This window comes from Methanolobus halotolerans (genome assembly GCF_004745425.1).
In the GTDB taxonomy this organism is placed as follows: Archaea; Halobacteriota; Methanosarcinia; order Methanosarcinales; family Methanosarcinaceae; genus Methanolobus; species Methanolobus halotolerans.
Map to the genome: position 1 here is coordinate 237,693 of NZ_PGGK01000003.1, position 24,404 is coordinate 262,096.

The window sequence follows — 24,404 nt, forward strand, 5'->3', positions numbered from 1 at the left end:
CTCCGCTCAGACCATTTCTGCAACTTTGTTTAGTATTTTATCCATTGAGACAGGATCGAACAGGGTTAGCAGAATCCCTTCCATCCTGTTGCCCTCTAGTGTGAAGAACGTGTCAAAAAGAAGCGTACTTTCCACATCCCTGCTCATTTCGATAAGTATATGGTCCATGATCGCACCCAGCATATCAAAGGTCTGCATAGGTGGTGATATCTTCAGGTTAAGTCCGAGGAACTCGGAAAGAGAGCTTACGTAAGAGCCTGCAAGGATATGTCCCACTTCTTCGATCAGTGACTGGTTCATTTCCGTGAATATGTCGGTGTGTTCTTCACCACTGATAGTACTGCAGATAGCTTCGGCTGTTTCCTGTGAAAGCAGCATCATGATATAGCCGTTTATGTCTCCGTCAACATGCATTATCACTCCGGAAACCACCGTATCGGCGCCTCCTGCGATCTCTGGCACCTTCTCTATTTTTTCAATCTTAAGTTCGGGGACCTCGATCTTGATCTGCTTGCCGATCATTTTTGAAAGTGAAGTAACAGCATTACCCACGCCAATATTGACAATTTCTCTTAATGCACTGGCTTGTAGTTCATCCAGTTCTTCCATCCTCATTTAATCCCTCATTTTGCATTAGCAGTTTTTTCAGGTGGCACAAACTCATATTCCATATCATTTGGCGTATATTCTCTCCTTTGCATTGTAAGATTTGAAAAGGTCCTTAGATGGTCCTATTAAGGTTTCCGTCTTACCCATGACAAAGAATCCGTTCTCATTGAGCCCTTCGTAGAAGTTCATGTAGAGCTTCTCCTGTAACTCCTTTTCAAAATATATAGTGACATTTCTGCAAAAAATAATGTCAAATCCGGTCATTTTTGGCCCGGATATCATATCGTGTGATTTGAACCGGATCATCTTTTTCAGTTCATCGTTTACACGATACTGGTTTCCTTCCTTCCAGAAATACTTCTCAATAAAAGCGGGTCTTACATCTTTCATCTCAATCTCACTATAGATTCCCTGCTGGGCCTGTTGGAGGCTTGCCTTATCGATATCAGTACCTGTTATGGAGATGTTGACCCTCTTGATATTGTTCCCGAGGATATGGTGGAATAGCATAGCAATGGAATAGGCTTCAACACCTATCGAGCAGCCCGCGCTCCATATCTTGATGGACCTGTTCAAGCCGGCACCCTTGGAGCTGATAACGGCCGGAAGTACTTCCTTCTCGACAATATCATAGACCTCTGAGTTTCGGAAGAAATTAGTGACATTCACTGTGAGGGTTTCCAGAAGGGCAGCACATTCAGCAGAGTCTTCCTTCAGGATCTGAACATATTCTCCAAAATTCTTTGAACCGGTAGCTCTTATTCTGACATCGATCCTTCTCCTGAAGTGGGAGTCCTTGTAGTATTCACAATTGAAACCGAGTTTAGTTTTGATCATCTTCTTGAGCAATGCAAAATCTGCATCCTCTTTAGATGTTTGCTTTGCTGCAGTTTTAAGCATCATTCAAACCTCCAGGAATTCTATAGTTACTTTGTCCCCGTCTTTTAGAGGTGTAGTAAAGCGGGCATTATTATCATTTACAAAAAGGCGGATGTTTTTCCCTACCAGCTCCTCTCGCCTGACATCCATAAACTCGAAAAGGTCCGATAGTATGGGATTTGTTTCGGTCCCCTCCTCCAGAGTTATATTGTCCCCATCCATAGCCCTGTCAGAAGGCAGGACCTTCTTTCCATTGACTTTTATAAAGCCATCAGTTCCTTCAAATGTAACCTTTTCATTGTTCAGTATCACATTGATATCCTTTCCAGCCCGCGGCAGGTCAATGATATCTGCATAAGTCCAGTATATGTCGTTTTTATGTATCAGTAAAATATCTTTGTCTTTGATGACCGTACTGGAAAAATCTCCGGGCTTGACAGGATCTCCGTTCAGTTCGATAACGTAGTCAACTTTATCAAGTAGTCTGGTGCGCTTGTTCAAAGTGACATGTAACTTCTCTTCGGGATCACTGTCTGCCCATGTACGCAGTACTTCTGTCAGTGTCGCAGGTGTGATCCTGACTTCAGCCCTGTCAGGTATTTCGCTGTCCGGAGCGACTCTTCTGCCATTGACCAGAATGAGAGGGGTTTGCTTAACCTGCCTGTCATTGACAGTGAAATCCACTTCCATTGGTATTCCTTGCCGGATGGCCAGTTCACGTACTGTTATACTGGCATCCTTTCCGTCAACCGGGGGGTTGAACTCGATCCGGGAACCACTGGAAATTACATCTCCGAGATTTGCTTTCCTGCCATCGAGCATAATTTCCGCATGTTTACCGGTATCCCCTTCTATACTCATGAAGCTGGAATTGACCGTTAATGTAAGAGCAAGGCCCGGGCGCGGATACATTCTTTTTACACGGGTGGCAACGAGTGCATCCATTACTGAAAGACCGTTGAGATTCATCAGATGGATATTTGCATCGTTCACAGAAACTTCTATAAAATCGATACCTTTATTCCGGATAGCCGTAAGGGCTATTCCGAGCGGTGTTATCATGTCTGCACCGGTGATCTTGCCGGTGTTGTCTTTCAGGTTCTCTATCATTTCAGGAAGTCGTGAACCTATCCGCTGTACGGGCATACCCAAGTGTTCTGAGATTCTTTCCTTTAGTGTGACTGTCTGTGACCCGCCGCCCACAAGCACGACTGCCCTGGGTGTATTACCATTGATCGAAATTATCTCTTCGGCTATGTGTGAGGCCAGTTTGTCGATCTCTTCGGTGATAACAGAGATAATATCTGTGGACAGCAACTCTGTGGCCACACCGAAGATGTCCTGTATCGCAATCTTTTCTTCCTTCAGGAGCTTCTGTTTTAACTCCTCCCCTTTTTTGAAGTCCAGGATATAATGCTCACAAATAAAATCAGTTATTTCATCTCCTGCTTCAGGAACCATGCCGTAGCCTATAACCGTCCCGTCATTGGTGACCGCAATGTCGGATGTTCCTGCACCGATATCAACCAGCGCAAGGTTGAGTTTGCGTGTATCCTCCGGTATTGCGATATTTAGTGCGGCGATCGGTTCCAGAGTGACACTCTCAGCTTCCAGGCCACATCTGTCAAGTACTGCGAACATGCTGTTCACCACAGTTTCCGGAAGAAATGTCGCAAGGAGTTCCACTGCTATGGAACTGCCCGTATGTCCTTCCAGACTGGAGATGCTCTGTCCCTCGAGTCCGTAGCCTACAACCGAATATCCCACGCAGTTGAACCTTTCTTCACAGTCTAGTTCGCTGCCTGCCCTGGCAACTGCTTCAAATTCAAGTTCTGAGATGTCCTTTTTGGTTATCTCTCTATATGGGAGGTCGATGGATAGCTTCACTTTGGAAGTTCTCAGAGCCCGGCCGGCAACAGCGACAGAGGCTCTGGTGAGTTCATGACCTATCTGTTCTTCAAGTTCGATCTTTACTTTTCTGACTACCTCTGCGACCCTGTCTACGTCATGGATCTGCCCGTCATGCATACTACGCTGGTTATGCTCAAGTATGCATGCGGCTTTTATTTCAAGAGGCTCTTCTCCTTCTACAATGAGCCCCACAACAGTCCTGGTTCCAATGTCCAGGGCAAAGTGGGTTGTACTCACCATATCATCCCATCATCTTTTTCATGACTGCTGCCATGATCACATCGCTTGCTTCGGGCTCGAAGAGCATATTGAATTCGTTCCTGGAATTTGTGGAAGGAATGAAGCATTCTCCTTTGACAACAATGAATTCATCAGCGAGATCTCCAATCTCCTTGTTTATGAAATCAGCAACTCCCTCCATATTCACATCCAGTGTCGGGTCGCCAACTTTCAGGTTTATTCCAAGGAACTCATTAACAACACGCATATAGGAACTGCAAAGACGGACTCCCATTTCACGTAGCTTGCGGACCTGCATTTCCTCGATCTTCGTGGTCGTCCCGATGGGTTTCTTCAGTAGAAGGTCGGAAAAGGAAAGTGCGGAGAATTTTGGTAATAAGATAAGCGTTCCTCCGGTGGCATCGCCTGAAAGGTGCAGATGGATTCCTACAACGCTTTTTTGTTTTCCCTGGGATGCCCTGGAAATTATTTCGTCAAGTGAGAGCATTTCCACATTGGGTATGTCGATCTTTACCTCCCGGTTCACCATTTTCGAGAGAGAGGTTGCCAGATGGCCCATCCCTATATTTCCTGCTTCCTGGAATGCTCCTTTTGTCATTTCGTCCATTTCAGCCATATTTTACCCTCATTATAATTATATCAAAGTTGCAATATCAAGGATTAACGCCACACTTCCATCTCCCAGGATAGTAGCACCGGCAAATCCTCTTGTGTTTTTCAAAAGTTTGTTGTCGAGTGTCTTGATAATGACTTCCTGTTGACCCAGAAGCTGGTCAACCACAAATCCGATATTTGTTCCCATCTTCTCCACGACGACAACTATGAGATTCTCTTTTTCCCCATTCTCCTGCACAGAGCCAAGGACATCATGAAGTCTTAACAGGGGAAGCACTTCTCCACGCAGCATTATTACCTCTTTTCCTTCTATAGTCTTGATGTCCTTTGTTTTTATTCCGACATCTCTGACCACATTTGCAAGTGGGATTGCATATGTCTCATCCGCAACTGTGACCATCAGTGACTGGATGATTGCTACTGTAAGTGGAAGTTGCAGTTTGATGGAACTTCCCTGGCCAGGTACTGAGCTGACCTTAACGCTTCCTCCCAGGGCTTCGATCTTGGTTTTGACAGCATCCATGCCGACTCCTCTTCCCGAGACATCGGTGATCATCTGCGCTCCGCTAAATCCGGGATAAAATATCAGGTTAAGGGCCTCGGGGTCGGACAGCTTGTCCGCCTCCTCCCGGCTTATTATACCCTTATTCACTGCAACATCCCTGAGATGTGCCGGCTCCATGCCTTTTCCGTCGTCCTCTACTTCGATGAGAATACTGTTCCTCTGTCTTGAAGCGGAAAGCCCGACAAATCCGGCACCGGGTTTCCCTAATTTGATGCGTTCTTCCGTGGTTTCGATCCCATGGTCCACGGCGTTACGTAAAAGATGTACAAGTGGATCTCCGATCTCGTCAAGGACTGTTCTGTCAAGTTCTATCTCTTTACCTTCTATTATGAGGTTGATCTGCTTTTTTTCCGATTTTGCAAGGTCCCTGACCATTCGCGGGAATCTGCTGAACACCTGGTCAATGGGTACCATCCTGGCTTCCATTACCTCTGTCTGTATCTCATTGGTCAGCCGGTCCAGATTGGCCAGTGATTCATCCAGGTCTTTTGCATTAAGGTCGGAGGCAAGCTGGTTGAGCCGGATCTTGTTGATTATAAGCTCGCCCACAAGGTTCATGAGACTGTCCAGGCGTTCAATGTTCACTCTGACGCTCTGGATGCTCTTTACTGTATCAGATCTCCTGACGGCAGGACCGTTCTGTCCGGATGGAGTGCAGGTTCCTTTTTCATCCGAAGCGTTTTCGCTCTTCTCAGTATCACATGTGTACAGGGGTGTAATCGCTATATCTTTTACTTCTGCTATCTTCCCTATAGTATCTGCAATTTTTTCGTCACTTTCTTTTGTGGAATAGATAACTGTGAATTGCCTGTCGAACTTCTCGTCTTCAAGGTCTGATTCACAGGGTATACATTTGATGATCTTTCCGATCTTCGAGATATTGATAAGAACAAGCGTTGATCTTGCTGATCTCAGCACACAGGATTCGTCCAGTGTTACCTTAAGTGAGGAAATATTGCAAGCGTCTTGCTTCGCGTTTTCAATGGAGGCATTTTCATCTGCTGAAAACTCTATTTGAGGTACATTTATTTCAGTAACAGGTACATTCCCTTCAAAAAAAGTTCCATGATCATTGTCAGCTAAGAATTCACTTGCCGTTTCAGTAATATTCTCTACGGCACAGAGCGTGCCTTCCATAGCCTGTGTAAGTGTGGCCTGCAGGTGGGAGATATTGACATTTTTCTCGTTATCGACATTTTCTACAAGAGCTTCAAGGGTGTCAAGACATTCGAAGAGGATATCAATAAGCGAATCATTAACAGTGACCTGGCATTTGCGGACCATGTCCATGAGGTTCTCCATCTCATGGGTCAACTCTGCGATCGTGCTGAATCCCATCGTTGCTGACATACCCTTCAATGTATGTGCAGAGCGGAACATCGTGTTGATGAATTCCATTTCCTTAGGATTCTGTTCAAGCCCGAGAAGGGAATCATTCAACTGTTGCAAATGTTCTTCAGACTCTGCCTTAAATATATCTTTATATTCTGACATATCCATGTCAAATCACGCACCTATAAATCCGATCACTGTTCTAAAAACTAACATTTACCGATCACCCAACTATTTCAGCGTCATTACTATTTCGTCCGATATTTTTTCCAGAGATACAACACTATCCGAGAGCCCACGCTGAACTGCGACTTTTGGCATTCCATAAACAACACATGACCCCTCATCTTCGGTTATTACTCTCCCGCCAACCTTTTTAATCTCCTCTGCACCATCTGCTCCGTCTGATCCCATCCCGGTAAGGATTACAGCCAGGATGTTCTGTCCGTATATTGGTACAAGTGATTTGAAAAGGATGTTCGCGCAGGGCCTGACTCCCTGTTCACGGGGTCTCTGATTAAGGGAAACTACTTCCGAGTTCCTTCCGTTGATATTCTTCTGGACTAACTCCATATGGTAGTTACCGGGTGCCAGGTAAACAACCCCGTTGCTGATCACTTCTCCATCCTTAGCTTCACAAACCTTTAGCCGGGATTGTGCATCCAGCCTCTGTGCAAGTGAAGCCGTAAAACCAGCTGGCATATGCTGGACTATGACAACAGGCATGTTCAGATCTTCCGGGAGCTTAGGTACAACCTGTTCAAGTGCACGTGGTCCGCCTGTGGAAGAAGCTATTGCAAGTATCTTCTGCCGGGACAGATTTTTCCTTTTCATGCTTCCCAGGTTATTCAAAGGCTTTTTCTCCGTTTTCATCCCGATATTCTCTTTTGATCGATTAACCTGCTTTTCCATGAACACTAATTTTTTAAGATCCACCTTTGCTGCCATTTTTACTTTAAGGCGGATACTGTCGGCTATGTCTGAGATGTTCAGGCTGATATTTCCGGAAGGCTTCTGAATAAAATCAACTGCTCCGTATTCGAATGCGTTTAAGGTTCTTTCCGCAGACCTTGCGTCGACGGCTGTAAGCATTACCACAGGGGTAGGGCACTCACTCATTATGTATCCTAATGCGTGTAATCCGTCAAGAGTTGGCATTTCAACATCAAGGGTGACCACATCAGGCCGGAGTCTTTCTACTTTCTCTACAGCATCAAGGCCGTTTCTTGCTGTTGCTATTACTTTTAATTCCTCATCCTCTGAGAGAATATCTGAGATAACTTTGCGCATGAGCGCCGAGTCATCAACAACAAGAACATTGATGGCCATTTACATTACTTTCCCAAGCACTTCCAGCACCTTCGCAGCATCAAAGGGTTTCACGATGAAATCCTGGGCTCCGCATTTGAGAGCATCTGTAACAACGGACTGCTGTCCGATGGATGAACACATGACTACCTTTGCAGCAGGATCCATTTCCATTATTTTCTGAAGAGCGTCGATACCTTCCATATTTGGCATGACTATATCCATGAATACCAGTTCAGGTTTAACATCCGGGTATTTCTGAACAGCATCCAATCCGTCAACACATTCTGCTACGACCTCATGTCCGTTCTTTTTCAGGATGTCCTTGATGACCATACGCATAAAAGCAGCGTCGTCCACAATCATTACTTTTGCCATTTTATTTGTATCTCCCTTAATCTATCTATATATGTAACAAATGCACATTATATGATCGTTATGTGGTTTCTATATCCACGTAATTATATAGATGTTAATATATTATATTAATTTATTGTTCGCGGTGTTCTAATGCCAGACTGCTTACAGATTCGTATTCTGCCTGAATGGAGATGTTTTTCCCGATCCTCTCGTTCGTTCAGATTTTTATTTATGCTAAAACTCACAGTAGAATTAATTTTATGTAAGGTGTCAATAAATACAGTAACATGTAATAGAAAATACTAGTGCCTAAAAGCTAAACTTCAAAAAAAAAGGGCTTATCGGATAACATATTTTTACTTCAGGATGAAAAGAAGTATCACCAGCACGCAGAATCTGACAAACATACTTACTCCGGTAGAGAATACAACTATACGCATGCCAATGCGTGGTCCGAAAATCGAGATATATCGCGGTAACAGTGACCTGAAACTGAACAGCGGGAGCATGAACATACTTCCGAGCATTAGCACGATCATTGCCTGGTGGTATGAAATGGCGTTGCTGCTTATCATAGGTCCCAGCAAGGATATCCCGAGAATAGGACTTGCCACATAACTTGTCAGGGGTACTATACTTTCCACGGGAACACCGAACATCTCGGCAATAGGTAATACGTTCAGGGCCTCGAATGCACCTATGTCCCCCAGATAGAATACCAGGGTCGTCATTGCCAGGTATATCATAACGATCCTGTAGAACAGTTTCCTGTTCCGGTTCAGGGAACCTTTCACTGCCTCTTTCAGCGTAACCCTCTTTTCGGTAATAGTTTCCTCGAACACACAATGGTTCTTCTTAAGGAAAAGCTTGCTGAGGATCACTACAAGACTTATCTTCACGATGGCGGTCAGTATGAAGACCATCACATAGAAACCACCTACAACAGCACCAAGTGCCGGGAGGACTATAGGTATCTGGTAGGTAAGTATCTCCCTCACATATGCAGGTGTGCTGTTGAGCAAAGCACATAACATAGTTTCCCTGTCATCGATACACCCTCCATCCCTGAAATTGACCACCATGCTATTAGCAGCCACAGTCGACCCCATGGCCACGATGAATGCTGATGCACACGTGTCAGGCAGGTTCGTATATTTGAATACAGGACTTGCAAACCTGGACAATTTCTGCATCAGTCCCAGCTCGATAAGGATACCTGTACCAAAAAGCCCGATGAATATCACGATCAGTACGGGGACTGCAAACTCAAGTGCGTTGACCAAGACCGGGAACATAGCATATCTTTACGGGTCAGCACCTAAATTAACCTTATCTTCGTGAACAGAACTTTATATGCAGGACTTCCGAAGAACGTGTTTGCCTGCACAATATTAAGTAGTATCTTAATTGATTGTAATATCAATTATAATAGCAAAAACTTATATTTTGTTAATCTATTGATAGATGGTGATCAAGATGAAAAAGGACCTGATGGAAATTCTTGCATGCCCTGTCTGTAAAGGTGATCTTGTCCTCAACATTGAGAAGGAAGATGAAAAAGAGGTCATTTCCGGGACTCTCTATTGTTCCGTTTGTAATGAATACTATCCTATTGAGGAAGGCATTCCCAATATGCTTCCTCCTGACCTCAGGGAATGAACCAGTGAGGAAATCTAATTGCAACAGGTACATATCAGCAGGCTTGGAGTTAACTCGATAGAGTTCGAGAATGATACTGTTGAAATACCTTTATCTCCCGGCGAGGAACGCAGCTTTGAGCTTGTGATGATAAATTATGGTGCTCCTACGCATGTGAGTTTATCTGTCAGCGACTCTTTGCTTGAGAACATTACTGTACTTGAAGACAACCCTTATGTTAGGCACGAAGAATATGTTCCGCTGATAGTCAGGATATCCTATGCCGGAAGACTCTATACTAGAGGTCAGGTCTTTGTGACAGTGGGCTATGGTTCAAAAAAGGCAGGTTTTAATCTCAATATAGGTATTCCGGGTCCCGACGAAACCAATTTCGTGGTAGATGTGGATGAGTCCTTGTCAATTCCTAACAAAAGCCCTAAAATGATTTCTTCCTCCGGCACCTCACGCAGGAATGAATGGGGCACACATCTGCCGAAGATATCATTGCAGATGCTGGAATCGACATTTGAGATGGCATCTTCAAAGTCCCTTTATCTGATGTCTGTCTTTTTGATGATCGTATGCGCCACAATCCTGGCCATGATATTCATTTCCATTGACTTTGGATTCTTTTTCGGATTTTACCAGGCGGTATTCTATTCTATACTCTTAACTTCTTTCATGGCTTTCCTATTGGTCAAACTTCCTATATTCAAGTAATAATTCAAGGTAAGGCATCATATGAAATATATTATTGTAACAGGCGGAGTAATGAGCGGACTGGGTAAGGGAATAACAACCGCTTCCATCGGACGTAATCTGAAGAACAAAGGATATAAGGTCACAGCCATCAAGATCGATCCTTATATTAATATTGATGCAGGCACCATGAGTCCTTTCCAGCATGGAGAGGTATTCGTACTCAAGGACGGAGGTGAGGTCGACCTTGACCTTGGTAATTATGAGCGTTTTCTGGATACCGAACTGACAAGAGAGCACAATCTGACAACCGGGAAAGTATACCAGTCCGTGATAGCAAAGGAACGCAGGGGTGAATACCTTGGCAAGACAGTCCAGATAATACCTCATATCACAAACGAGATCAAGGGTCGCATAAGGAAGGTTGCTGCAAAGAGCGGTGCTGATATCTGTCTTATAGAGGTCGGCGGAACAGTCGGTGACATTGAAAGCATGCCTTTCCTGGAAGCTGTCAGGCAGATGCACAGGGAAGAGCCGAAGAAAGATATTGTCTTTGTACATGTGACCCTTGTGCCACTTGATTCTCAGGGAGACCAGAAGACAAAGCCTACTCAGCATTCTGTAAAGGACCTGAGGGAACTTGGCCTGACCCCCAATGTGATCGTTACAAGATGCAAGGAACCGTTGATTGAACACACTATCTCCAAGATAGCCCTGTTCTGCGATGTTCCTGAGGAAGCGGTTATAAGTGCTCACGATGCAAATGACATCTACGAAGTCCCTCTCATGATGGAGAAAGAGGGGTTGACCAGTTACGTAATGAAACTGATGGACCTCAGTTCCGATACCATTGACAACTCCTGGTCAGAAATGGTGGAGAGGATGAACAATCTCGAAGGTACCGTCAATATCGGGATCGTCGGAAAGTATACTCACCTTGAGGATTCCTATCTCAGTATCAGTGCATCTATCAAACATGCGGCCATCGAGTGTGGTGTGAAATTTTGTACCAGCTGGATCGATTCCGAATCATTTGAGAGCGACCCATCTTCCGTGGAAGCGCTTTCAAAGTACGACGGGATACTAGTGCCGGGTGGTTTCGGTGAAAGGGGAATTGAGGGAAAGATCATGGCCATCAGGTATGCCCGTGAGAATGATATCCCCTATCTGGGGCTCTGTCTGGGAATGCAACTCTGTGTGATCGAGTTTGCGCGGAATGTCGCAGGCCTGGAGAATGCAAATAGTTCGGAATTCGACGAGAACACGCCATACCCGGTTATAGATTTGCTCCCGGAACAGGAAAACATAGTGGACATGGGTGCGACCATGCGCCTGGGGGATTATGAGGCGGACCTGAAATCATGTACACTTGCCGAGACAATATACGGATGTTCCAGGATAATCGAACGTCACAGGCACAGATATGAGGTCAATCCGAATTTTGTTGACAGGATCGAGGCAAAAGGGATGGTATTCTCAGGAAAGAACCGGAACAGGATGGAAATTGCAGAGATACCCGGTAAAAAGTTCTTCTTCGCATCCCAGTTCCACCCTGAGTTCAAGTCAAGGCCAGGTCGCCCTTCACCACCGTTCAAGGCATTCATACAGGCAATGATATCCTGAGGGAATACTACAAAATGAGACAAATTGTCCCTAACTCATTTTCATTGGTTCCACTTTCATGTATTCCCTGAGAACCGTTGTTGCATAGCATCCTTTCGGAAGGGGGAAATCGAGGATAATTTTGCTTTTCCCGGGATTGAGTTCGTCCCGGTCCACCTGGAAGGAAGGTTCACAATGAAGCAATATCTCCCTGCGAAGTCCCTTTGAAGCCATATCGGGCATATCAGGTACTTTGAAGCTTTCCGGCGGAATATTCATTTCAGCAAAAATATCACTTTCTATTCTTCCTGGTTCTCCGGATGCCAGTTCTGTCCCATAGCCGATCAGCGGGGCGGTCACGAAAGCTCTTTTCCTTCTGATCAGGTTATTCATGCCGCCGACATTCTCGTCGGTGACCTGCTGAGTTCTTTTAACATCAGGCAGGCCTTCCTTGTTCTTAAAACAGACGATGTCCCCGGATACTGCAGCGTCAAGAGGTAATCCGTTCCCTATACGATTGCAAATTATCCTGTTGAAATTGTATGACTGGTACGCATGTACGAACATCTTGCTTATGTTTCTGGCAAGCACGCCGAAGGAGCCTTTAAAGTCTCCGGGATTCTCCACAAGGTAATGCATCATAGCCCTTTCATACCTCAGGCGCAGAGGATACAGTTTTAGTCCCTCTGCGAAGTCCCTGCTTTCCCACACCTTCTCACGCACTTCCCTTACATCCCCGGGCTCGTCCGGAAATGACTTTGCAATATAAATGAGTGCTGCTTTTTCAAAATCACCTTTGAGGATCTGCTCACCCACAAGATGGGTTACGGGCCTGATGGCACCAAAACGCTGTATCCCGAAGAAGTTGGGAACTCCTCCATAGGCCCTGATCTCCTCTGCGATAGTTGTGAGAAGCGAGATTAGTTCTTCCGGGCCATGCTCTATGTTCCTGATAGTGATCACGAACTCATTCCCGAAAAGATCTCCAAGCTCAACGGACCTTTTAGATCTTCCGAGCACCCTGAGTTCCACATCTTTCATATAGAAATTCTCAATATCCTTTTCGCCAATGTCATAGATACTGATCTTCTGTGTGGTCTTTGCTCTCTTATCCTTCGTTCCGGCAAAACTTATACGCTTCTGGCTAATGCCCAGTTTCCGGGAAATATCCCTTATAAGGTGGTGCATATCCCAGTTGATCTTGGTTAGTTCGATTATCAGATGTTTACCTGAATCTCCTTCCTCACGATTACTTATCTCTTTAACTATAAAATCGTCAATTTCCTGCCGGAGCTGGCCTCCCAGGCCAGGAACCGATGTGCAGTAAAGATCGATACCGATCTGCTTTTCCACGGCTGGTATATCCATTCTCTTATTCCTCATCCTGGGGTGCGATGTCTATAACTGTTACCTGCGAAGTGTTCAAAAAAGTCCATCCGCCTTCAACAGGTGCGGTACCTCCCGGAAGCCCTCCGATATATACGCTTGAAGTCGGGTCCATCATGAGCCAGCAACCATATTCATCGCTTGTGTAGTATACGGGTAAAGGTCCATAATAGTATTGTATGGCTTCTATGACATTCTCTATGTTGTCCACTTCTCCTGCGTATACAGCGGCAAAGGCATGCGTGTCCGTCATATATATCCTGGCGGTCCCTCCGATGGATTCGACAAGTGATGCCAGCAGGATAGCATAGTCATCGCAGTCGCCGGCACCAACCCTCAGTGTATCGCGGGGTGTGGACCACATATCCCTGCCTCTTGGATCACTGATGTACTGTATGTTGTCCCTCGTGTCATCGAACAGGGAGCATAGCTGGTAGATATTGTATTGTCCCGGATATTTCTTTGCAGACACAGCTGCCATTTTTCGGACTTCAATATCGTATGGGGTGATCTTCCCTTCCACTTTCTCGAATATGTTGACGGGATTATAAATGTAAGGAGTTTCCTGAGCCATAGGCTGCTGTTCAATTTCCACCGTGAACTCATCAAAATACTGTCTCTGGTAATCGTACCACTTCCCGGAAGATGTCCTGACCATCATTGATAACCCTGCTTTCAGTGTGATCTCTTCTGTGTTCTCAGGGATATTGAAAGATATGTGGCCGATCATCTTTTCTTCACCCGGCAGTATGGTAATACTGGTGTCCTGTCCGTGCCACTCATCATTGATGGTCCGCAAAAGTCCGAAATCATAGACAAAGATCGTATTGTCGCCAAGGTTCTTCACGTGGATACTCGTTACTCCTTCGGTACCTTCGTAAAAGCCTGAATAGTAAAAATAACTGCTTGCAACTTCAAAACCCGGTGCATAGGTAGCACTGGCAGAGGGTCTGTTCTCAAGTGTGTAAGGTGCCTGGCCGGGTGTAACAGGGACAGTCAGCCTTAAAGGATCCAGCTCATAAACAGTCTCGGCCTGCAGCAAAGTGGCAGTGGAAGGTGACAACAGTTCCCTGACATCCTGAATGGGTCCTGAAACGCATCCAGTTGTTAAAAGCGAACTCATTATCAGGAGAAGAACTATGGGTGTAATATACTGTTTTTGCGGATATTTCATATTAATCCCTGATAGGACCTGTTCATTATTTTACATTATCCTTAAAGCAGTTTAAGATTGCCTGTTATCCTGTCAAGTTCCTCTTCTTTTGCAGGCCCTATACCAAGGACGGTTATGGTGCCGGGTTTTATTTCGGTGAGTCCTGCATCCTGGATAAGTGCAGTAGCTATGTTCTGCCTTCTTGCTATCTCTTTAAGCTCAAATAGTCCCTGGGTGTTTGCAACACGCAGAACCACTTTCTTCTGACCGCCCTCCTTCCATTTCTCCAGGGTGGACCTGTCAGCCCATTCGGCGGCAGATACCGCAGCATGAGCAACCTGGACGGCAAGCTTTCCCTTTGACAACTTCAGGTCGTCCCTGATTATTATGCACTGTTTATATTCACTCATCTGGTATACCATCGTTTTTCAGGTATTTTACATTTGGCACTTAGAGGAGTTTTAGAACAGCATCTATAATATGTCCTGTCACATCGACTTTCCATGCAGTATAAATGCCGGCTCCGGATGGCGTTGCGTTGATCTCCAGCACTCTTGGACCTTCTGGACCATCGATAACATCGACACCTGCAAAAACAGTGCCTATCGCTTCGGATGCTCTAATGCAGATACTTTCCTGTTCATTACTGAGCGTACACCTTGCGGGGCTTCCTCCCTGACTGAGATTGTTCAACCACCAGCCTTCAGCGGCTTCCCGGTAGATAGAACCCACTACTTCCCCGTCAACCACAAATGCCCGTATGTCCTGGCCTGAGTTCTCAATGAATTCCTGTACGAGTACTATCCCCTTCTCTTCAAGTACCGACCTTACCAGCCATTCAACATCCTTTCCCCCGGAAGTCCCGTCGGGTCTGACGATCTCACCGTCCTTTATCCGGGATATTCCGATACCCTTGTAACCAAAAACCGGTTTCATCACAGCATCCCTGAAATGTCCGAGGGTGTCCATGGCAGTTCCGGCATCCTGTACAACCTTTGTTTGGGGAATTGGTAGCCCTGCCCTTGAGAACAGGTACGAGCAGTGATATTTATTTGCAGCATCCTGGATAGCTGCAGGTGAGTTAACAATAGCTACACCTTCCATCTCAAGCTGGCGGAGCATGTCATAACGGAAAGTTACTGCGTCATTTTTTCCAATACCCATATCACGGACAATGAGTACATCAAGTTCCCCCAGATTCAGACTCCCTGCATTGTATGCAGAATTGTTACAAATGTCAGCCTCAGCCTGTCTAAGGTCGACTGCCTGTGCTTGTATACCTTTGTTCCTTGCAGCTTTAATAAATGCCCCGGCAGTCCAGTCATCAGGATCTGTTACGGCGATTCCCATTTTTACCATTCTTCTCTTTTTCCTTCAGTATTGTGATCATTATCAGGTATCAATGAATGAAGATATAGTTTATTGCTCTCCTCTGCGGCTAGCACACAAGCAGGTATGTCGACCACATGTTCCACCACATCGATTATCACACTATCCGCTGTAGCTACAATTAAATCAAAGGTTGCTTTTTTAAGTTCATAGTCGACTGTGCCTGATGTGAACACATTTCCATGGAGCAGGCCCTCATCGATCCTTTGTCTTATAAAAGTGGCAAGTTCTCCGCTCTTGCTCATCTGCCGGTCCAGCAGTACAGTTATCGAACCTGCCTCATGGGTCATCAGCATTGTCAGCATCATATCCACGGCTTTGTATGTTGTCTCATCATTGACATGCTTATTGAACACTCCCCTGTTATCCCTGATGAAGCCATCATCCCCTTTCCACATGCACTCATCCTTCAGGTAACTCTCCAGGGTTATCAACACGTTATACCCGTCGATGACAATGTGCCGGCCTTTAAGATCATTACATGCAAGTCTCTTATTCCGGCGGGAAGATGCAATGGACGGTGCAAGGACATTCCTTGAAAGTATGGATCTCTGCTGTTCTTCCAGCAGATGGTGATTGCACACGAATCTGACTGTACTGTTCTTTGGATATCCTTTTCCAAGCAGGTAACGGATATCTTCTGCAGCCTCCATCAGTTCCTTTTCCTGATTTCTCCTCCTGTCAGTCATACCGGCTCAGCCTCTTGTATATAGTCATGTTGCGGATATATGCCATTATCGAAGATCTGCAGTTCACTCCCGTTTTCCATATATAGCATCTACTATAATATTTATATGCTTTAATTATATATCTTACATTGAAAGAGAATAATGGACTATTATACAATGGACGAAGTATTCTTGCCGAATGAGTGATCAGACCATGGAAGACGGAAAAAAGGGAAAAGTGCTCATTGTCGATGACGAACCGGTGAACGTCAAACTGCTTGAGGCCTATCTGCTGAACGAATATGATATCATTACCGCTTTCGGAGGAATGGAGGCTCTTGCAAAGGTTGAAGAACATAATCCCGATATAATCCTTCTCGATATCATGATGCCTGATATAACAGGCTATAAAGTCTGCGAAATGCTCAAAAGTTCAGAAGATACCCGGTTCATACCTATTGTTATGGTGACAGCCCTGTCCGGGACAGAAGACAGGATCATTGGGATCAGGGCAGGTGCCGATGACTTTTTGACTAAACCTCTTGACAGGATCGAGCTCAACACAAGGGTCAGTTCACTCCTCAGGATAAAACAATTACATGATGACCTGATAAACCAGCGTGATCAGGCAAACCTTTACCTGGACCTTGCAGCTGTTGTGCTCCTTGTACTGGATGAGGCCGGCAATGTCAGACTCATGAGTAAGAAGGGGTATGAACTCCTTGGTTATACAGAAGAGGAAATAACAGGTACCGACTGGTTCGACAATTATATACCTGCTTCTGCACGCCAGGCATTCAGGGACCTGTTCGGCAAGTCCTTATCAGGAGAAAGCGATCATGAGAGTTATTTCGAAAGTCCTGTGCTAAACCGAAATGGAGAGGAAAGGATAATCAGCTGGAATAACATTGTTCCTATGGTCAGTAACGGCCATGTGAACAGCGTATTGATATCGGGTACTGATGTCACGGAAAGAAAGAAGGCCGAGGAAAAGATAAGAAGAGCGAATGAATATCTTGATAACCTGCTGAAGGCTTCTCCTATCGCAATGCTTTCTCTGGACAGCAACAGAAACATTTTGACGGTCAATAATAACGCAACTAATCTCCTTGGCAGGGAGCTTAACAATCTGGTTGGCAGGCCTGTCAGTTCCATTATGGATGGAAAAGACCATCTTGATTTCAGGGATGTAAAGGATATTGAATTTGTTTTTATAAAAGGGACAGGTGAAAAGATCCCCATGAACGTATCAACATCTGTTGTAGCGGGTAACGGCGATGAAAATAACCTGGTCATAACAATGCAGGACCGATCAGAGTTGCGTGGACTTTTCATTACACCTTTGACAGAGGATGTTCACGAAGATGTTATGGAAAACGGATCTGAGCTGGAACCAGGTTTCATGTATCTTGTGGACTGTTCTGAGAAGGGGGACGCTTATTCTGTCTTTTCATATCTGGTCAAACAGGGAAAACCGGGCCTCTGTATCACACGGAATAACCCTGAAAATATCCGTGTGAAGTATGGTCTTTCCAGGACTCCTTTCTTGTGGCTGAGCAAGAACAAGAATCGAAGCCAGCAAACTATGGACCCGGCAGAACTCTTCAGGATACATCCCACTATATCTGATTTCATCAACAAGGTGAATGACGGGGCGATTTTGATGGATGGCCTGGAATACCTGCTTCTGGACAATGATTTTATTTCCGTTATCAAACTGATCGAACAGGTCAATGATACGATTATGGCATCTGATTCCAGGCTGATACTTATGGTCGATCCCGGAACACTTGATAAAAAACAATTCCATATGTTAAAAAGATGGATGAGATTGCTGAAAAAAGGGTTTGTGTCAGGCGATGGCAAACAAAGCCTTAACTGAAAACAGGAATATAGGTATTTTTAATATACAGGCAGGAACAATGAGATTTGTAGACACTATACATGGATTGAACGAGGTTTTCGAGACCGATATTCCCAAGGGCAGTGTCGTACTTGTGACCGGAGCTGCAGGCACCTTAAAATCCGGTTTTACTTTTCAGGTATTATCTAACTACCTGGAAGAAGCGGATGAGTATGGGTTATATGTAACGCTTGAACAGGGCAAAGAGAACCATCTCAGGAATATGCAAAGTATGGGAATAAAACTATCCAGAAAACTGCATATTTCCGATTTCAGTGATTACAGGATCACCTATAGTGATTTTCCAGAAGACCTGCTAAAACTCCTTGAACAGAATATTCTGGATTTCAGGAGGAACACGGAAAATAAATGCACCTGCCTTGTAATCGATTCCCTTGGTGCCCTTTACTCGCTGATCGACATTGAGGCAAAGGAATTGCGTAAAAGAATGTACAGGATGGTGGAAACATTCAGGCGTGAGGGCCTTACTACTTTCATAATACTTGAAGAGGATAAATATTCTGGTATGAATGACTCTGCAACCGGTGCTGAAGGTTACCTTGCAGATGGTATAATCGAACTCGGATTGCATTTCAAAGGCAGTGTGGCTAACAGATATATGCGTATAAGAAAAATGCGTGCTACTGCTCACAGTATGGAACCATGGATATTAACGGTGTCCGATCATGGTCTGAAGGTGTATAAAGGGAATTTCTGAGCAGGTCCATCCAAAACCATTTATATTTCTGCTCCCTTGATCTAATCAGACATATTTTTCACTAACGTACTGCAGGAGTGTATCTTCCAGAGGTGTGACCGATGGCATTGGCAGACAGCATGGGTTTTGTAAGTATTGTTATTCAATTCCTGTTACTTCTGATGATGATATTTGCAGTACGTTCAGTATCAGGGAGGCAAATTGACAGGCACTGCAAAATTGTGAACCTTGCTGTTGTGTTGCAGTTGATATCTGTCATGATCTTCATGACTGCTCCAATGTCATCTTTACTCAGGTTGAATATCGGGGGAACTGTTTTGGGAGCACTTATATGGATACATCACCTGGGAGGACTGACAGTCTTCCTGCTTGCAGTCTACATCAACATGGCTTTAAATGGAAATTTGAAATTCCTGGGTAATCCTTACAAATGGATGAGAATCACCCTTGTTGTCTGGATACTGACATTTACTGGTGGTGTGTTGATATACCTTCATATCTGGCAGCAGATCACACTTATATGAAACTATCTCCGGTCAACGATCCTTTTAGGACGGCCTTTTATTTTATAAAGCTCAAGTTCCCCGGGACCCACATAGTTGAAAAGGAGATCGAGGTTTCCCTGGATATAAGCATCTTCCAGCCCTTTCTTGAACCGGAAGAAAGATCCCATGAAATTCTCTTCAATGATATCCCTGTCACATCTGTCCACATCTTCACACTCCATGCTGACCCTTAATGTAGTATCGTCCTCGTCTCCTCCATACAGAAAAGCTTCATATTCCCCGGTTAGATATTCCATATTCTCTCGCTGGAATACTCCTTTTTCAATATCAACTCGGTTGAAAGGAGTCTCTGCTACCCAGAAAGTTTCAGCTTCCCTCTGGGGGTTCAGGATCTTCATGTGAGTTCTTCCACATGCACATTTTTTTCTTGTTATCACTACTGTGGTATCTTCTGTGTCATAATTGAGTAACAATGTCCCGCATCTGGCACCGACCGGCAAAAGTGTTGTCAGCACGATCCGCCCGCATTCCCCATCCTTTACGAAATCCTTCATATGAGGGTCGTAGACATCCAGGTGTGTGAGGTCTTCGGGAACGTGTAATCCATCTATATAGGAGCATTCTCCGCACATGGTGCCTTCAGTGCTTCCGTATGTGTTGAGCACATCGCAACCCCATAGTTCCGAAACATAGCTGCGGGCTTCCTCCGGGAAACTCTCCCCTCCGACAACAAGCCTCTTGATGCTTGATTCGGAGGGTTCCATGCCCTGTTGCTTCATCCTTTTGGCAAGATGTATCAGTTTGAAGACACTTCCGACTATGGATGTGGGCTTATAGGAGTTCATGATTCTGGGAGGGAACGTACATTTCCCGAACGGTACAATGGTCATTCCAATGTTCCTGGCTGCCAGTGTCATTGTATTGGCACCGACGTTCATGCCATAGGATGCACATATGACCGTCCTGTCTCCCGGACCGAATCCCTGAGAAACAAAACTCCGTGCATATTTTTCTGCATAGCGCTCCCAGTCATCCCATGTCAGGAAGAATGATTTGGGAGTTCCGCTGGTCCCGCTGGTCTCATGTATCGTGAACACATCCTCCCAGTCAACCGACCTGAGGCCGAAGTCCTCTGTCACAGGTGGCTGGTTCTCCCTTATGGTTTTCCCGGATATTATGGGCAGGCTCAGCAGGTCCTCATGGGATCTTATATCAGATGGTTTTATGTTATTATCACGGAACCATTTTTTGTAAAAAAGGGAGTTTTTGGCTGCATAATCAACAGTGTACCTGATCCTCTCTTCCACAAGATCGTCAAGTTCTCCTCTTTCCATTGTTTCTATATCAGCATTATAATAGCTTTCTGTTCGCATTTTTCTACCAGTCCCGGATAAAAGTTCACAATTTCCTTTCAATTATAAGTTTTTAACTGTTTATATATGTCTTCCCTGTTATTGGCAGGCAGGTTGCAGTTATAGTTCTCACAGATATAGGCAGTTGCTTTTGCGTCTTTCATTGTCATATCACTGACATATCCTGCAATCTCCTCGATCCCGGAACCTCTTTCCGGGGGCTTGAACACTATTATCTTATTGGGAAGGAAATCCTGATTGATGCAGGAAGCTAGATCCTCTGTTCCTTTGTTTCCCGTTTCTCCCACTATTACAATCTCTCTGGAAGGGCCGACGGCAAAGTCCAGTGCGCAGAGAAGCTGTGTGTATCCCAGAGGTACCCTCATGACCTGTTTTGCAAAGGTATTGAATATTTCGTAGGCCATGTTCTCAAGATCAGCATCGGCTGTCACGCGTCCCAGCTGCAACAGGTTGAGGGCACATACCGAGTTACCGGAAGGGCTGGCCCCGTCATATACTTCCTTGTTCCGGAACAGCAGGAATTCAGAATAGTCAGCTGTGTGGAAGAATCCTCCATTATACTCATCCCGGAAATGCTCTGTCAGATGTCTGTTAAGTTCCAGTGCATGCTTCAGATACTGCGTTTCGAATGTAGTCTCGTAGAGTTCGGTAAGTCCCCATATGAAAAAAGCATAGTCTTCCAGGAACGCTTCTACAGCAGCCTCTCCTCCTCTGTACCTGTGATAGAGACTGCCATCGGGGCTTTTCATTTCAGAAAGGATAAAATCAGCTGCCCTGCAGGCAAGTTCGGCATACTCCTTATCTCCAAATGCTGCGGATGCTTTGCAAAGAGCTACTATCATCAGGCCATTCCAGTCTGTCAGTATCTTATCATCTTTTGCCGGATGAATACGCTTTTCACGATAGTTGAACAATTTTTCTCTGATCCTTTCATATTCAGTGCTCAACTGATCAGGATCCCTGTCACTCTCTGCAGCCATCTCTCTCAGATCTTTCTTCTGGTAAAGTATATTTGTCCCTGTGCTGGTCCCGGTAGCTTCATCCCTGAAATTACCCTCCGGACTGGTGCTGAACAATTGTTTTATCAACTCAGCTTCGTCATCCCCTAATACGCTCTCAAGTTCAGCCCCTGTCCATACGTAGAACTTTCCTTCCTCACCTTCACTGTCAGCATCCTCTGCAGAGTAAAATCCACCTTCCGGCGCAAGCATATCCCGGGTCACATAGCTGAATATCTCCCGGGTAACTTCTCTATACCTCTTATCATGGGTTGCCTGAAATGCTTCTGTGCAAGCGATGGCGATAAGTGCCTGATCATATAGCATTTTTTCAAAATGAGGTACTATCCAGCGAGCGTCAGTGGAATACCGGTGAAAACCGAATCCTATATGATCATATATTCCACCCCGCCGCATTGCATGAAGTGTCTTCTCAACCATTGCAAGCGCATCCTTATCGCCCGTCCTTTTCCAGTAGCGAAGCAGGAATGTCAGGTGGTGGGGCGTCGGAAACTTAGGTGCATTACCGAACCCACCATTTACCTGATCAAAATTATCACGGAGTTGTCTGAAGCATTTGTCAAGTACATTTCTGTCCAGGGCATCTTCTCCTGATTTTCCGGATGCCTCTGATATAGCTGAAACTATCTCCTCCGCGTTGGACACAAGTTCGTCCCGTTTCTGCGCCCACATCTTCTTTACCATGGGTACAAGTTCAAGCATGCCGGTAGTGCCAAGCCTGCTATCCCTTGGAATATATGTTGTGGCAAGAAATGGTTTCTTTTCGGGTGTCATAATGATGGTAAGAGGCCACCCTCCGCGCCCTGTGAGCGCCTGACATACTGACATATATGTGCTGTCGATATCAGGCCTCTCTTCCCGGTCTACTTTGACGGGAACGAAGACCTCATTCATAAGGAGTGCAACTTCCTCATTCTCAAAGGATTCCTTTTCCATGACATGGCACCAATGACAGGTTGAGTATCCAATTGAAAGGAAAATCGGTTTATCTTCAGTCTCTGCTTTCATGAAGGCTTCTTCTCCCCAGGGGTACCAATCCACCGGGTTGTATGCATGTTGGAGAAGATATGGGCTTTTTTCCTGTATAAGCCTGTTAGCCTTTCTCTCTTCCGGCTCTGTTCTCTTTTCCTGCAATTTATCACGTCCCAGTGAAATCTACGGTTAACTGTAAAAATGTCATTAAGGATCGCACTGTAAAGTTCAAAGATTATCTGTTCGGTCTTTGTTTTAAGATATGTCCCACCCTATTTACTGTATTTATCCTGTTATTTATAAGTGCTCGTTGATCTGGTTCTATAATGATATGGCAGGTTCTTATGAGCTGATGAATCATCATCATAATCATTATTATCATCTAAAATATTAGAAAAAAGTATATATAATGCATGTGTGTAACTCAATTTAGTAAGAAAGTTTAGAATTTGAATTTCTATTTAATCACAGGTGGTACGAAATGGATAGACGTTTAATTATAATACCAGTTCTGTTATTCGCATCCGTTCTTTTAGTGAGCGGCCTGATGAATGACGATACGCCTGCCCCGGATATCGGTGCAGTGGATGGCGGAAATGTTGATGATGGTCCTGCTCAGGAAGAACAGGATTCCGGGCCATTGGATGAGCAGAATGTTACAAAGGAAGATGAGCCTGAAGAAGAGTTGCCTCTCGTGGGAATGGGCGGCAGCGCCAAACTAGCTGGCAGTTCAATGTCTGCTCCTGAACAGCCAGAGGAAGAAGAACAAGAAGAAAAGGAAGAAGAAAAAGTAGATGAAGGCGGAAATATTGAAGAAGGGAATGAAGAAGGAGATAACGGGAATAACTCTGACAATAATGAGCCATGTCCGGGACCCGAGGAAATCCCTGAATTCCCAACAATTGCACTCCCAATGCTTGCAATTATAGGTCTGGCCTTTATCTTCAGGCGTAGATAATCAAAACATACGTTGAACCGTTAAATACGGTTCAATACTTAATTTTCATATATCCGCCGATCTGTTTGTTACAGATGCTTGTGTGCTTTTCCTCATCCTTTATCAGTTGCCCGAGATCTTCAAGGAATTCTGTTCTGTCATTCTCATCCTCAAACAATGTTATGATGACATCCGAATCAGCGTTTTTCATATCCTTGTAAGCATTCATGGCAAGGATCTCATATTTTACTATCTTGCTGAAGATCTCCTGCGATGTCAGTCCTTCAAAATCAAATATGTGTTTTGGGAGGCCTTTCGGAGTGTCTTCCGGAATTGCAATGGCTGCTTTCCTTAGCCATTTCTCTACAATTGAGCCGTGTTTGTCAGAATCGTGGGATAATATCTCAAGTGCTTCAAGGTTCTCATCCATCATTTCCAGACGGCCCTCCCATGTCCCCATCTGTTCCATTTCCATTTCTACCCAGTACATTTTCTGGTAGTCCTGTATTAATTGGTTGGCGTTTTTGAACACTTGAATTTCAAGAGTTCTCTCAAAGTCCACTTCTTCTCAGCAATCCCTGATTGCTGAGCAGGTGTTCTTTTGTGCTTTACACCATCTTTA

23 protein-coding genes and 1 pseudogene are annotated in these 24,404 nt (G+C 44.9%); 7 read left to right on the plus strand and 17 right to left on the minus strand.

The window, feature by feature from the left end:
- Positions 1–6: 6 nt before the first annotated feature.
- The 8 genes from CUN85_RS04430 to CUN85_RS04465 form a co-directional block, all read right to left on the minus strand.
- Positions 7–615, minus strand: coding sequence for a chemotaxis protein CheC (locus CUN85_RS04430; protein ID WP_135389101.1), 609 nt, complete (start codon positions 613–615; stop codon positions 7–9).
- A gap of 57 nt (positions 616–672) precedes the next feature.
- A complete protein-coding gene (locus CUN85_RS04435) occupies positions 673–1,512 on the minus strand; it encodes a CheR family methyltransferase (RefSeq protein ID WP_235856194.1) in 840 nt (279 codons plus the stop codon).
- The gene (locus CUN85_RS04440) at positions 1,513–3,639 is read right to left on the minus strand and encodes a cell division FtsA domain-containing protein (RefSeq protein ID WP_135389102.1); all 2,127 of its coding nucleotides are present in this window, start codon (positions 3,637–3,639) and stop codon (positions 1,513–1,515) included.
- 1 nt (position 3,640) lies between these two features.
- The gene (locus tag CUN85_RS04445) at positions 3,641–4,255 is read right to left on the minus strand and encodes a chemotaxis protein CheC (RefSeq protein WP_135389103.1); all 615 of its coding nucleotides are present in this window, start codon (positions 4,253–4,255) and stop codon (positions 3,641–3,643) included.
- 18 nt (positions 4,256–4,273) lie between these two features.
- Positions 4,274–6,319 carry a chemotaxis protein CheA gene (locus CUN85_RS04450; protein ID WP_135389104.1) on the minus strand — a complete coding sequence of 682 codons (2,046 nt, stop codon included), beginning with the start codon at positions 6,317–6,319 and terminating at the stop codon, positions 4,274–4,276.
- A gap of 63 nt (positions 6,320–6,382) precedes the next feature.
- On the minus strand, positions 6,383–7,480 hold the full coding sequence (locus CUN85_RS04455) for a protein-glutamate methylesterase/protein-glutamine glutaminase (RefSeq protein ID WP_135389105.1): 1,098 nt from the start codon (positions 7,478–7,480) through the stop codon (positions 6,383–6,385).
- Positions 7,481–7,837 carry a response regulator gene (locus CUN85_RS04460; RefSeq protein ID WP_135389106.1) on the minus strand — a complete coding sequence of 119 codons (357 nt, stop codon included), beginning with the start codon at positions 7,835–7,837 and terminating at the stop codon, positions 7,481–7,483.
- Between the two features lie 338 nt (positions 7,838–8,175).
- Complete coding sequence (locus CUN85_RS04465; RefSeq protein WP_135389107.1) at positions 8,176–9,114, minus strand: nucleoside recognition domain-containing protein; 939 nt, start codon at positions 9,112–9,114, stop codon at positions 8,176–8,178.
- A 169-nt stretch (positions 9,115–9,283) separates the two neighbouring features.
- On the opposite strand from CUN85_RS04465, the gene CUN85_RS04470 reads away from it, so the two are divergent.
- Genes CUN85_RS04470 through pyrG form a run of 3 tightly spaced genes read left to right on the plus strand, consistent with a single transcriptional unit; the run spans position 9,284 to position 11,779 of the window.
- Positions 9,284–9,478, plus strand: a complete 195-nt coding sequence (locus CUN85_RS04470) for a methytransferase partner Trm112 (protein ID WP_235856195.1) — start codon at positions 9,284–9,286, stop codon at positions 9,476–9,478.
- 18 nt (positions 9,479–9,496) lie between these two features.
- On the plus strand, positions 9,497–10,177 hold the full coding sequence (locus tag CUN85_RS04475) for a DUF7524 family protein (protein ID WP_135389108.1): 681 nt from the start codon (positions 9,497–9,499) through the stop codon (positions 10,175–10,177).
- A gap of 21 nt (positions 10,178–10,198) precedes the next feature.
- Positions 10,199–11,779 (plus strand): glutamine hydrolyzing CTP synthase, encoded by a 1,581-nt coding sequence (gene pyrG, locus CUN85_RS04480; RefSeq protein ID WP_135389109.1) that lies wholly within the window; start codon positions 10,199–10,201, stop codon positions 11,777–11,779.
- 30 nt (positions 11,780–11,809) lie between these two features.
- Here the strand turns inward: pyrG and truD are convergent, their stop codons facing one another.
- The 5 genes from truD to CUN85_RS04505 form a co-directional block, all read right to left on the minus strand.
- Positions 11,810–13,126, minus strand: coding sequence for a tRNA pseudouridine(13) synthase TruD (gene truD / locus CUN85_RS04485; protein ID WP_135389110.1), 1,317 nt, complete (start codon positions 13,124–13,126; stop codon positions 11,810–11,812).
- A gap of 4 nt (positions 13,127–13,130) precedes the next feature.
- Positions 13,131–14,267: a transglutaminase-like domain-containing protein gene (locus CUN85_RS04490; protein WP_167848787.1), complete on the minus strand. Its 1,137-nt coding sequence runs from the start codon at positions 14,265–14,267 to the stop codon at positions 13,131–13,133.
- A gap of 92 nt (positions 14,268–14,359) precedes the next feature.
- Positions 14,360–14,707 (minus strand): peptidyl-tRNA hydrolase Pth2, encoded by a 348-nt coding sequence (gene pth2, locus CUN85_RS04495; protein ID WP_135389112.1) that lies wholly within the window; start codon positions 14,705–14,707, stop codon positions 14,360–14,362.
- Positions 14,708–14,747: 40 nt separating this feature from the next.
- Complete coding sequence (gene mptN, locus CUN85_RS04500) at positions 14,748–15,656, minus strand: tetrahydromethanopterin:alpha-L-glutamate ligase (protein ID WP_135389113.1); 909 nt, start codon at positions 15,654–15,656, stop codon at positions 14,748–14,750.
- Positions 15,650–16,375, minus strand: coding sequence for a DUF434 domain-containing protein (locus tag CUN85_RS04505; RefSeq protein ID WP_135389114.1), 726 nt, complete (start codon positions 16,373–16,375; stop codon positions 15,650–15,652). The genes mptN and CUN85_RS04505 overlap by 7 nt, the downstream gene beginning before the upstream one ends.
- A gap of 178 nt (positions 16,376–16,553) precedes the next feature.
- Here CUN85_RS04505 and CUN85_RS04510 point away from each other — a divergent pair, with 178 nt between their 5' ends.
- From CUN85_RS04510 to CUN85_RS04520, 3 genes are all read left to right on the plus strand, one after another.
- Positions 16,554–18,236, plus strand: a complete 1,683-nt coding sequence (locus CUN85_RS04510) for a DUF835 domain-containing protein (protein ID WP_135389115.1) — start codon at positions 16,554–16,556, stop codon at positions 18,234–18,236.
- 40 nt (positions 18,237–18,276) lie between these two features.
- Positions 18,277–18,975 (plus strand): RAD55 family ATPase, encoded by a 699-nt coding sequence (locus CUN85_RS04515; RefSeq protein WP_135389116.1) that lies wholly within the window; start codon positions 18,277–18,279, stop codon positions 18,973–18,975.
- Positions 18,976–19,076: 101 nt separating this feature from the next.
- Positions 19,077–19,499 (plus strand): hypothetical protein, encoded by a 423-nt coding sequence (locus CUN85_RS04520; RefSeq protein WP_135389117.1) that lies wholly within the window; start codon positions 19,077–19,079, stop codon positions 19,497–19,499.
- A 2-nt stretch (positions 19,500–19,501) separates the two neighbouring features.
- Here the strand turns inward: CUN85_RS04520 and ftsA are convergent, their stop codons facing one another.
- Together ftsA and CUN85_RS04530 are read right to left on the minus strand one after the other, a co-directional pair.
- Positions 19,502–20,854: a coenzyme F390 synthetase gene (ftsA, locus tag CUN85_RS04525; RefSeq protein ID WP_135389118.1), complete on the minus strand. Its 1,353-nt coding sequence runs from the start codon at positions 20,852–20,854 to the stop codon at positions 19,502–19,504.
- Between the two features lie 38 nt (positions 20,855–20,892).
- Positions 20,893–23,007 carry a thioredoxin domain-containing protein gene (locus CUN85_RS04530; protein ID WP_135389119.1) on the minus strand — a complete coding sequence of 705 codons (2,115 nt, stop codon included), beginning with the start codon at positions 23,005–23,007 and terminating at the stop codon, positions 20,893–20,895.
- 319 nt (positions 23,008–23,326) lie between these two features.
- On the opposite strand from CUN85_RS04530, the gene CUN85_RS04535 reads away from it, so the two are divergent.
- Entirely contained in the window at positions 23,327–23,803 is a 477-nt protein-coding gene (locus CUN85_RS04535; protein ID WP_135389120.1) for a PEF-CTERM sorting domain-containing protein, read from the plus strand.
- Positions 23,804–23,834: 31 nt separating this feature from the next.
- Here the strand turns inward: CUN85_RS04535 and CUN85_RS04540 are convergent, their stop codons facing one another.
- Positions 23,835–24,314 (minus strand): hypothetical protein, encoded by a 480-nt coding sequence (locus CUN85_RS04540; protein WP_235856196.1) that lies wholly within the window; start codon positions 24,312–24,314, stop codon positions 23,835–23,837.
- A pseudogene (locus tag CUN85_RS13700) lies at positions 24,290–24,404 on the minus strand (IS1 family transposase); the annotation flags it as partial. The pseudogene CUN85_RS13700 and the gene CUN85_RS04540, both read right to left, overlap by 25 nt.

Coding starts and splice junctions, on each gene's coding strand:
- CUN85_RS04460 (WP_135389106.1), bottom strand. CDS start 7,837: ATGGCAAAAGTAATGATTGTGGACGACGCTGCTTTTATGCGTATGGTC.
- CUN85_RS04520 (WP_135389117.1), top strand. CDS start 19,077: ATGGCATTGGCAGACAGCATGGGTTTTGTAAGTATTGTTATTCAATTC.
- CUN85_RS04440 (WP_135389102.1), bottom strand. CDS start 3,639: ATGGTGAGTACAACCCACTTTGCCCTGGACATTGGAACCAGGACTGTT.
- CUN85_RS04535 (WP_135389120.1), top strand. CDS start 23,327: ATGGATAGACGTTTAATTATAATACCAGTTCTGTTATTCGCATCCGTT.
- pth2 (WP_135389112.1), bottom strand. CDS start 14,707: ATGAGTGAATATAAACAGTGCATAATAATCAGGGACGACCTGAAGTTG.
- CUN85_RS04490 (WP_167848787.1), bottom strand. CDS start 14,267: ATGAGTTCGCTTTTAACAACTGGATGCGTTTCAGGACCCATTCAGGAT.
- CUN85_RS04450 (WP_135389104.1), bottom strand. CDS start 6,319: ATGGATATGTCAGAATATAAAGATATATTTAAGGCAGAGTCTGAAGAA.
- CUN85_RS04470 (WP_235856195.1), top strand. CDS start 9,284: ATGGTGATCAAGATGAAAAAGGACCTGATGGAAATTCTTGCATGCCCT.
- truD (WP_135389110.1), bottom strand. CDS start 13,126: ATGGATATACCAGCCGTGGAAAAGCAGATCGGTATCGATCTTTACTGC.
- CUN85_RS04465 (WP_135389107.1), bottom strand. CDS start 9,114: ATGTTCCCGGTCTTGGTCAACGCACTTGAGTTTGCAGTCCCCGTACTG.
- CUN85_RS04505 (WP_135389114.1), bottom strand. CDS start 16,375: ATGACTGACAGGAGGAGAAATCAGGAAAAGGAACTGATGGAGGCTGCA.
- ftsA (WP_135389118.1), bottom strand. CDS start 20,854: ATGCGAACAGAAAGCTATTATAATGCTGATATAGAAACAATGGAAAGA.
- mptN (WP_135389113.1), bottom strand. CDS start 15,656: ATGGTAAAAATGGGAATCGCCGTAACAGATCCTGATGACTGGACTGCC.
- CUN85_RS04445 (WP_135389103.1), bottom strand. CDS start 4,255: ATGGCTGAAATGGACGAAATGACAAAAGGAGCATTCCAGGAAGCAGGA.
- CUN85_RS04430 (WP_135389101.1), bottom strand. CDS start 615: ATGAGGATGGAAGAACTGGATGAACTACAAGCCAGTGCATTAAGAGAA.
- CUN85_RS04510 (WP_135389115.1), top strand. CDS start 16,554: ATGAGTGATCAGACCATGGAAGACGGAAAAAAGGGAAAAGTGCTCATT.
- CUN85_RS04455 (WP_135389105.1), bottom strand. CDS start 7,480: ATGGCCATCAATGTTCTTGTTGTTGATGACTCGGCGCTCATGCGCAAA.
- CUN85_RS04515 (WP_135389116.1), top strand. CDS start 18,277: ATGAGATTTGTAGACACTATACATGGATTGAACGAGGTTTTCGAGACC.
- pyrG (WP_135389109.1), top strand. CDS start 10,199: ATGAAATATATTATTGTAACAGGCGGAGTAATGAGCGGACTGGGTAAG.
- CUN85_RS04435 (WP_235856194.1), bottom strand. CDS start 1,512: ATGATGCTTAAAACTGCAGCAAAGCAAACATCTAAAGAGGATGCAGAT.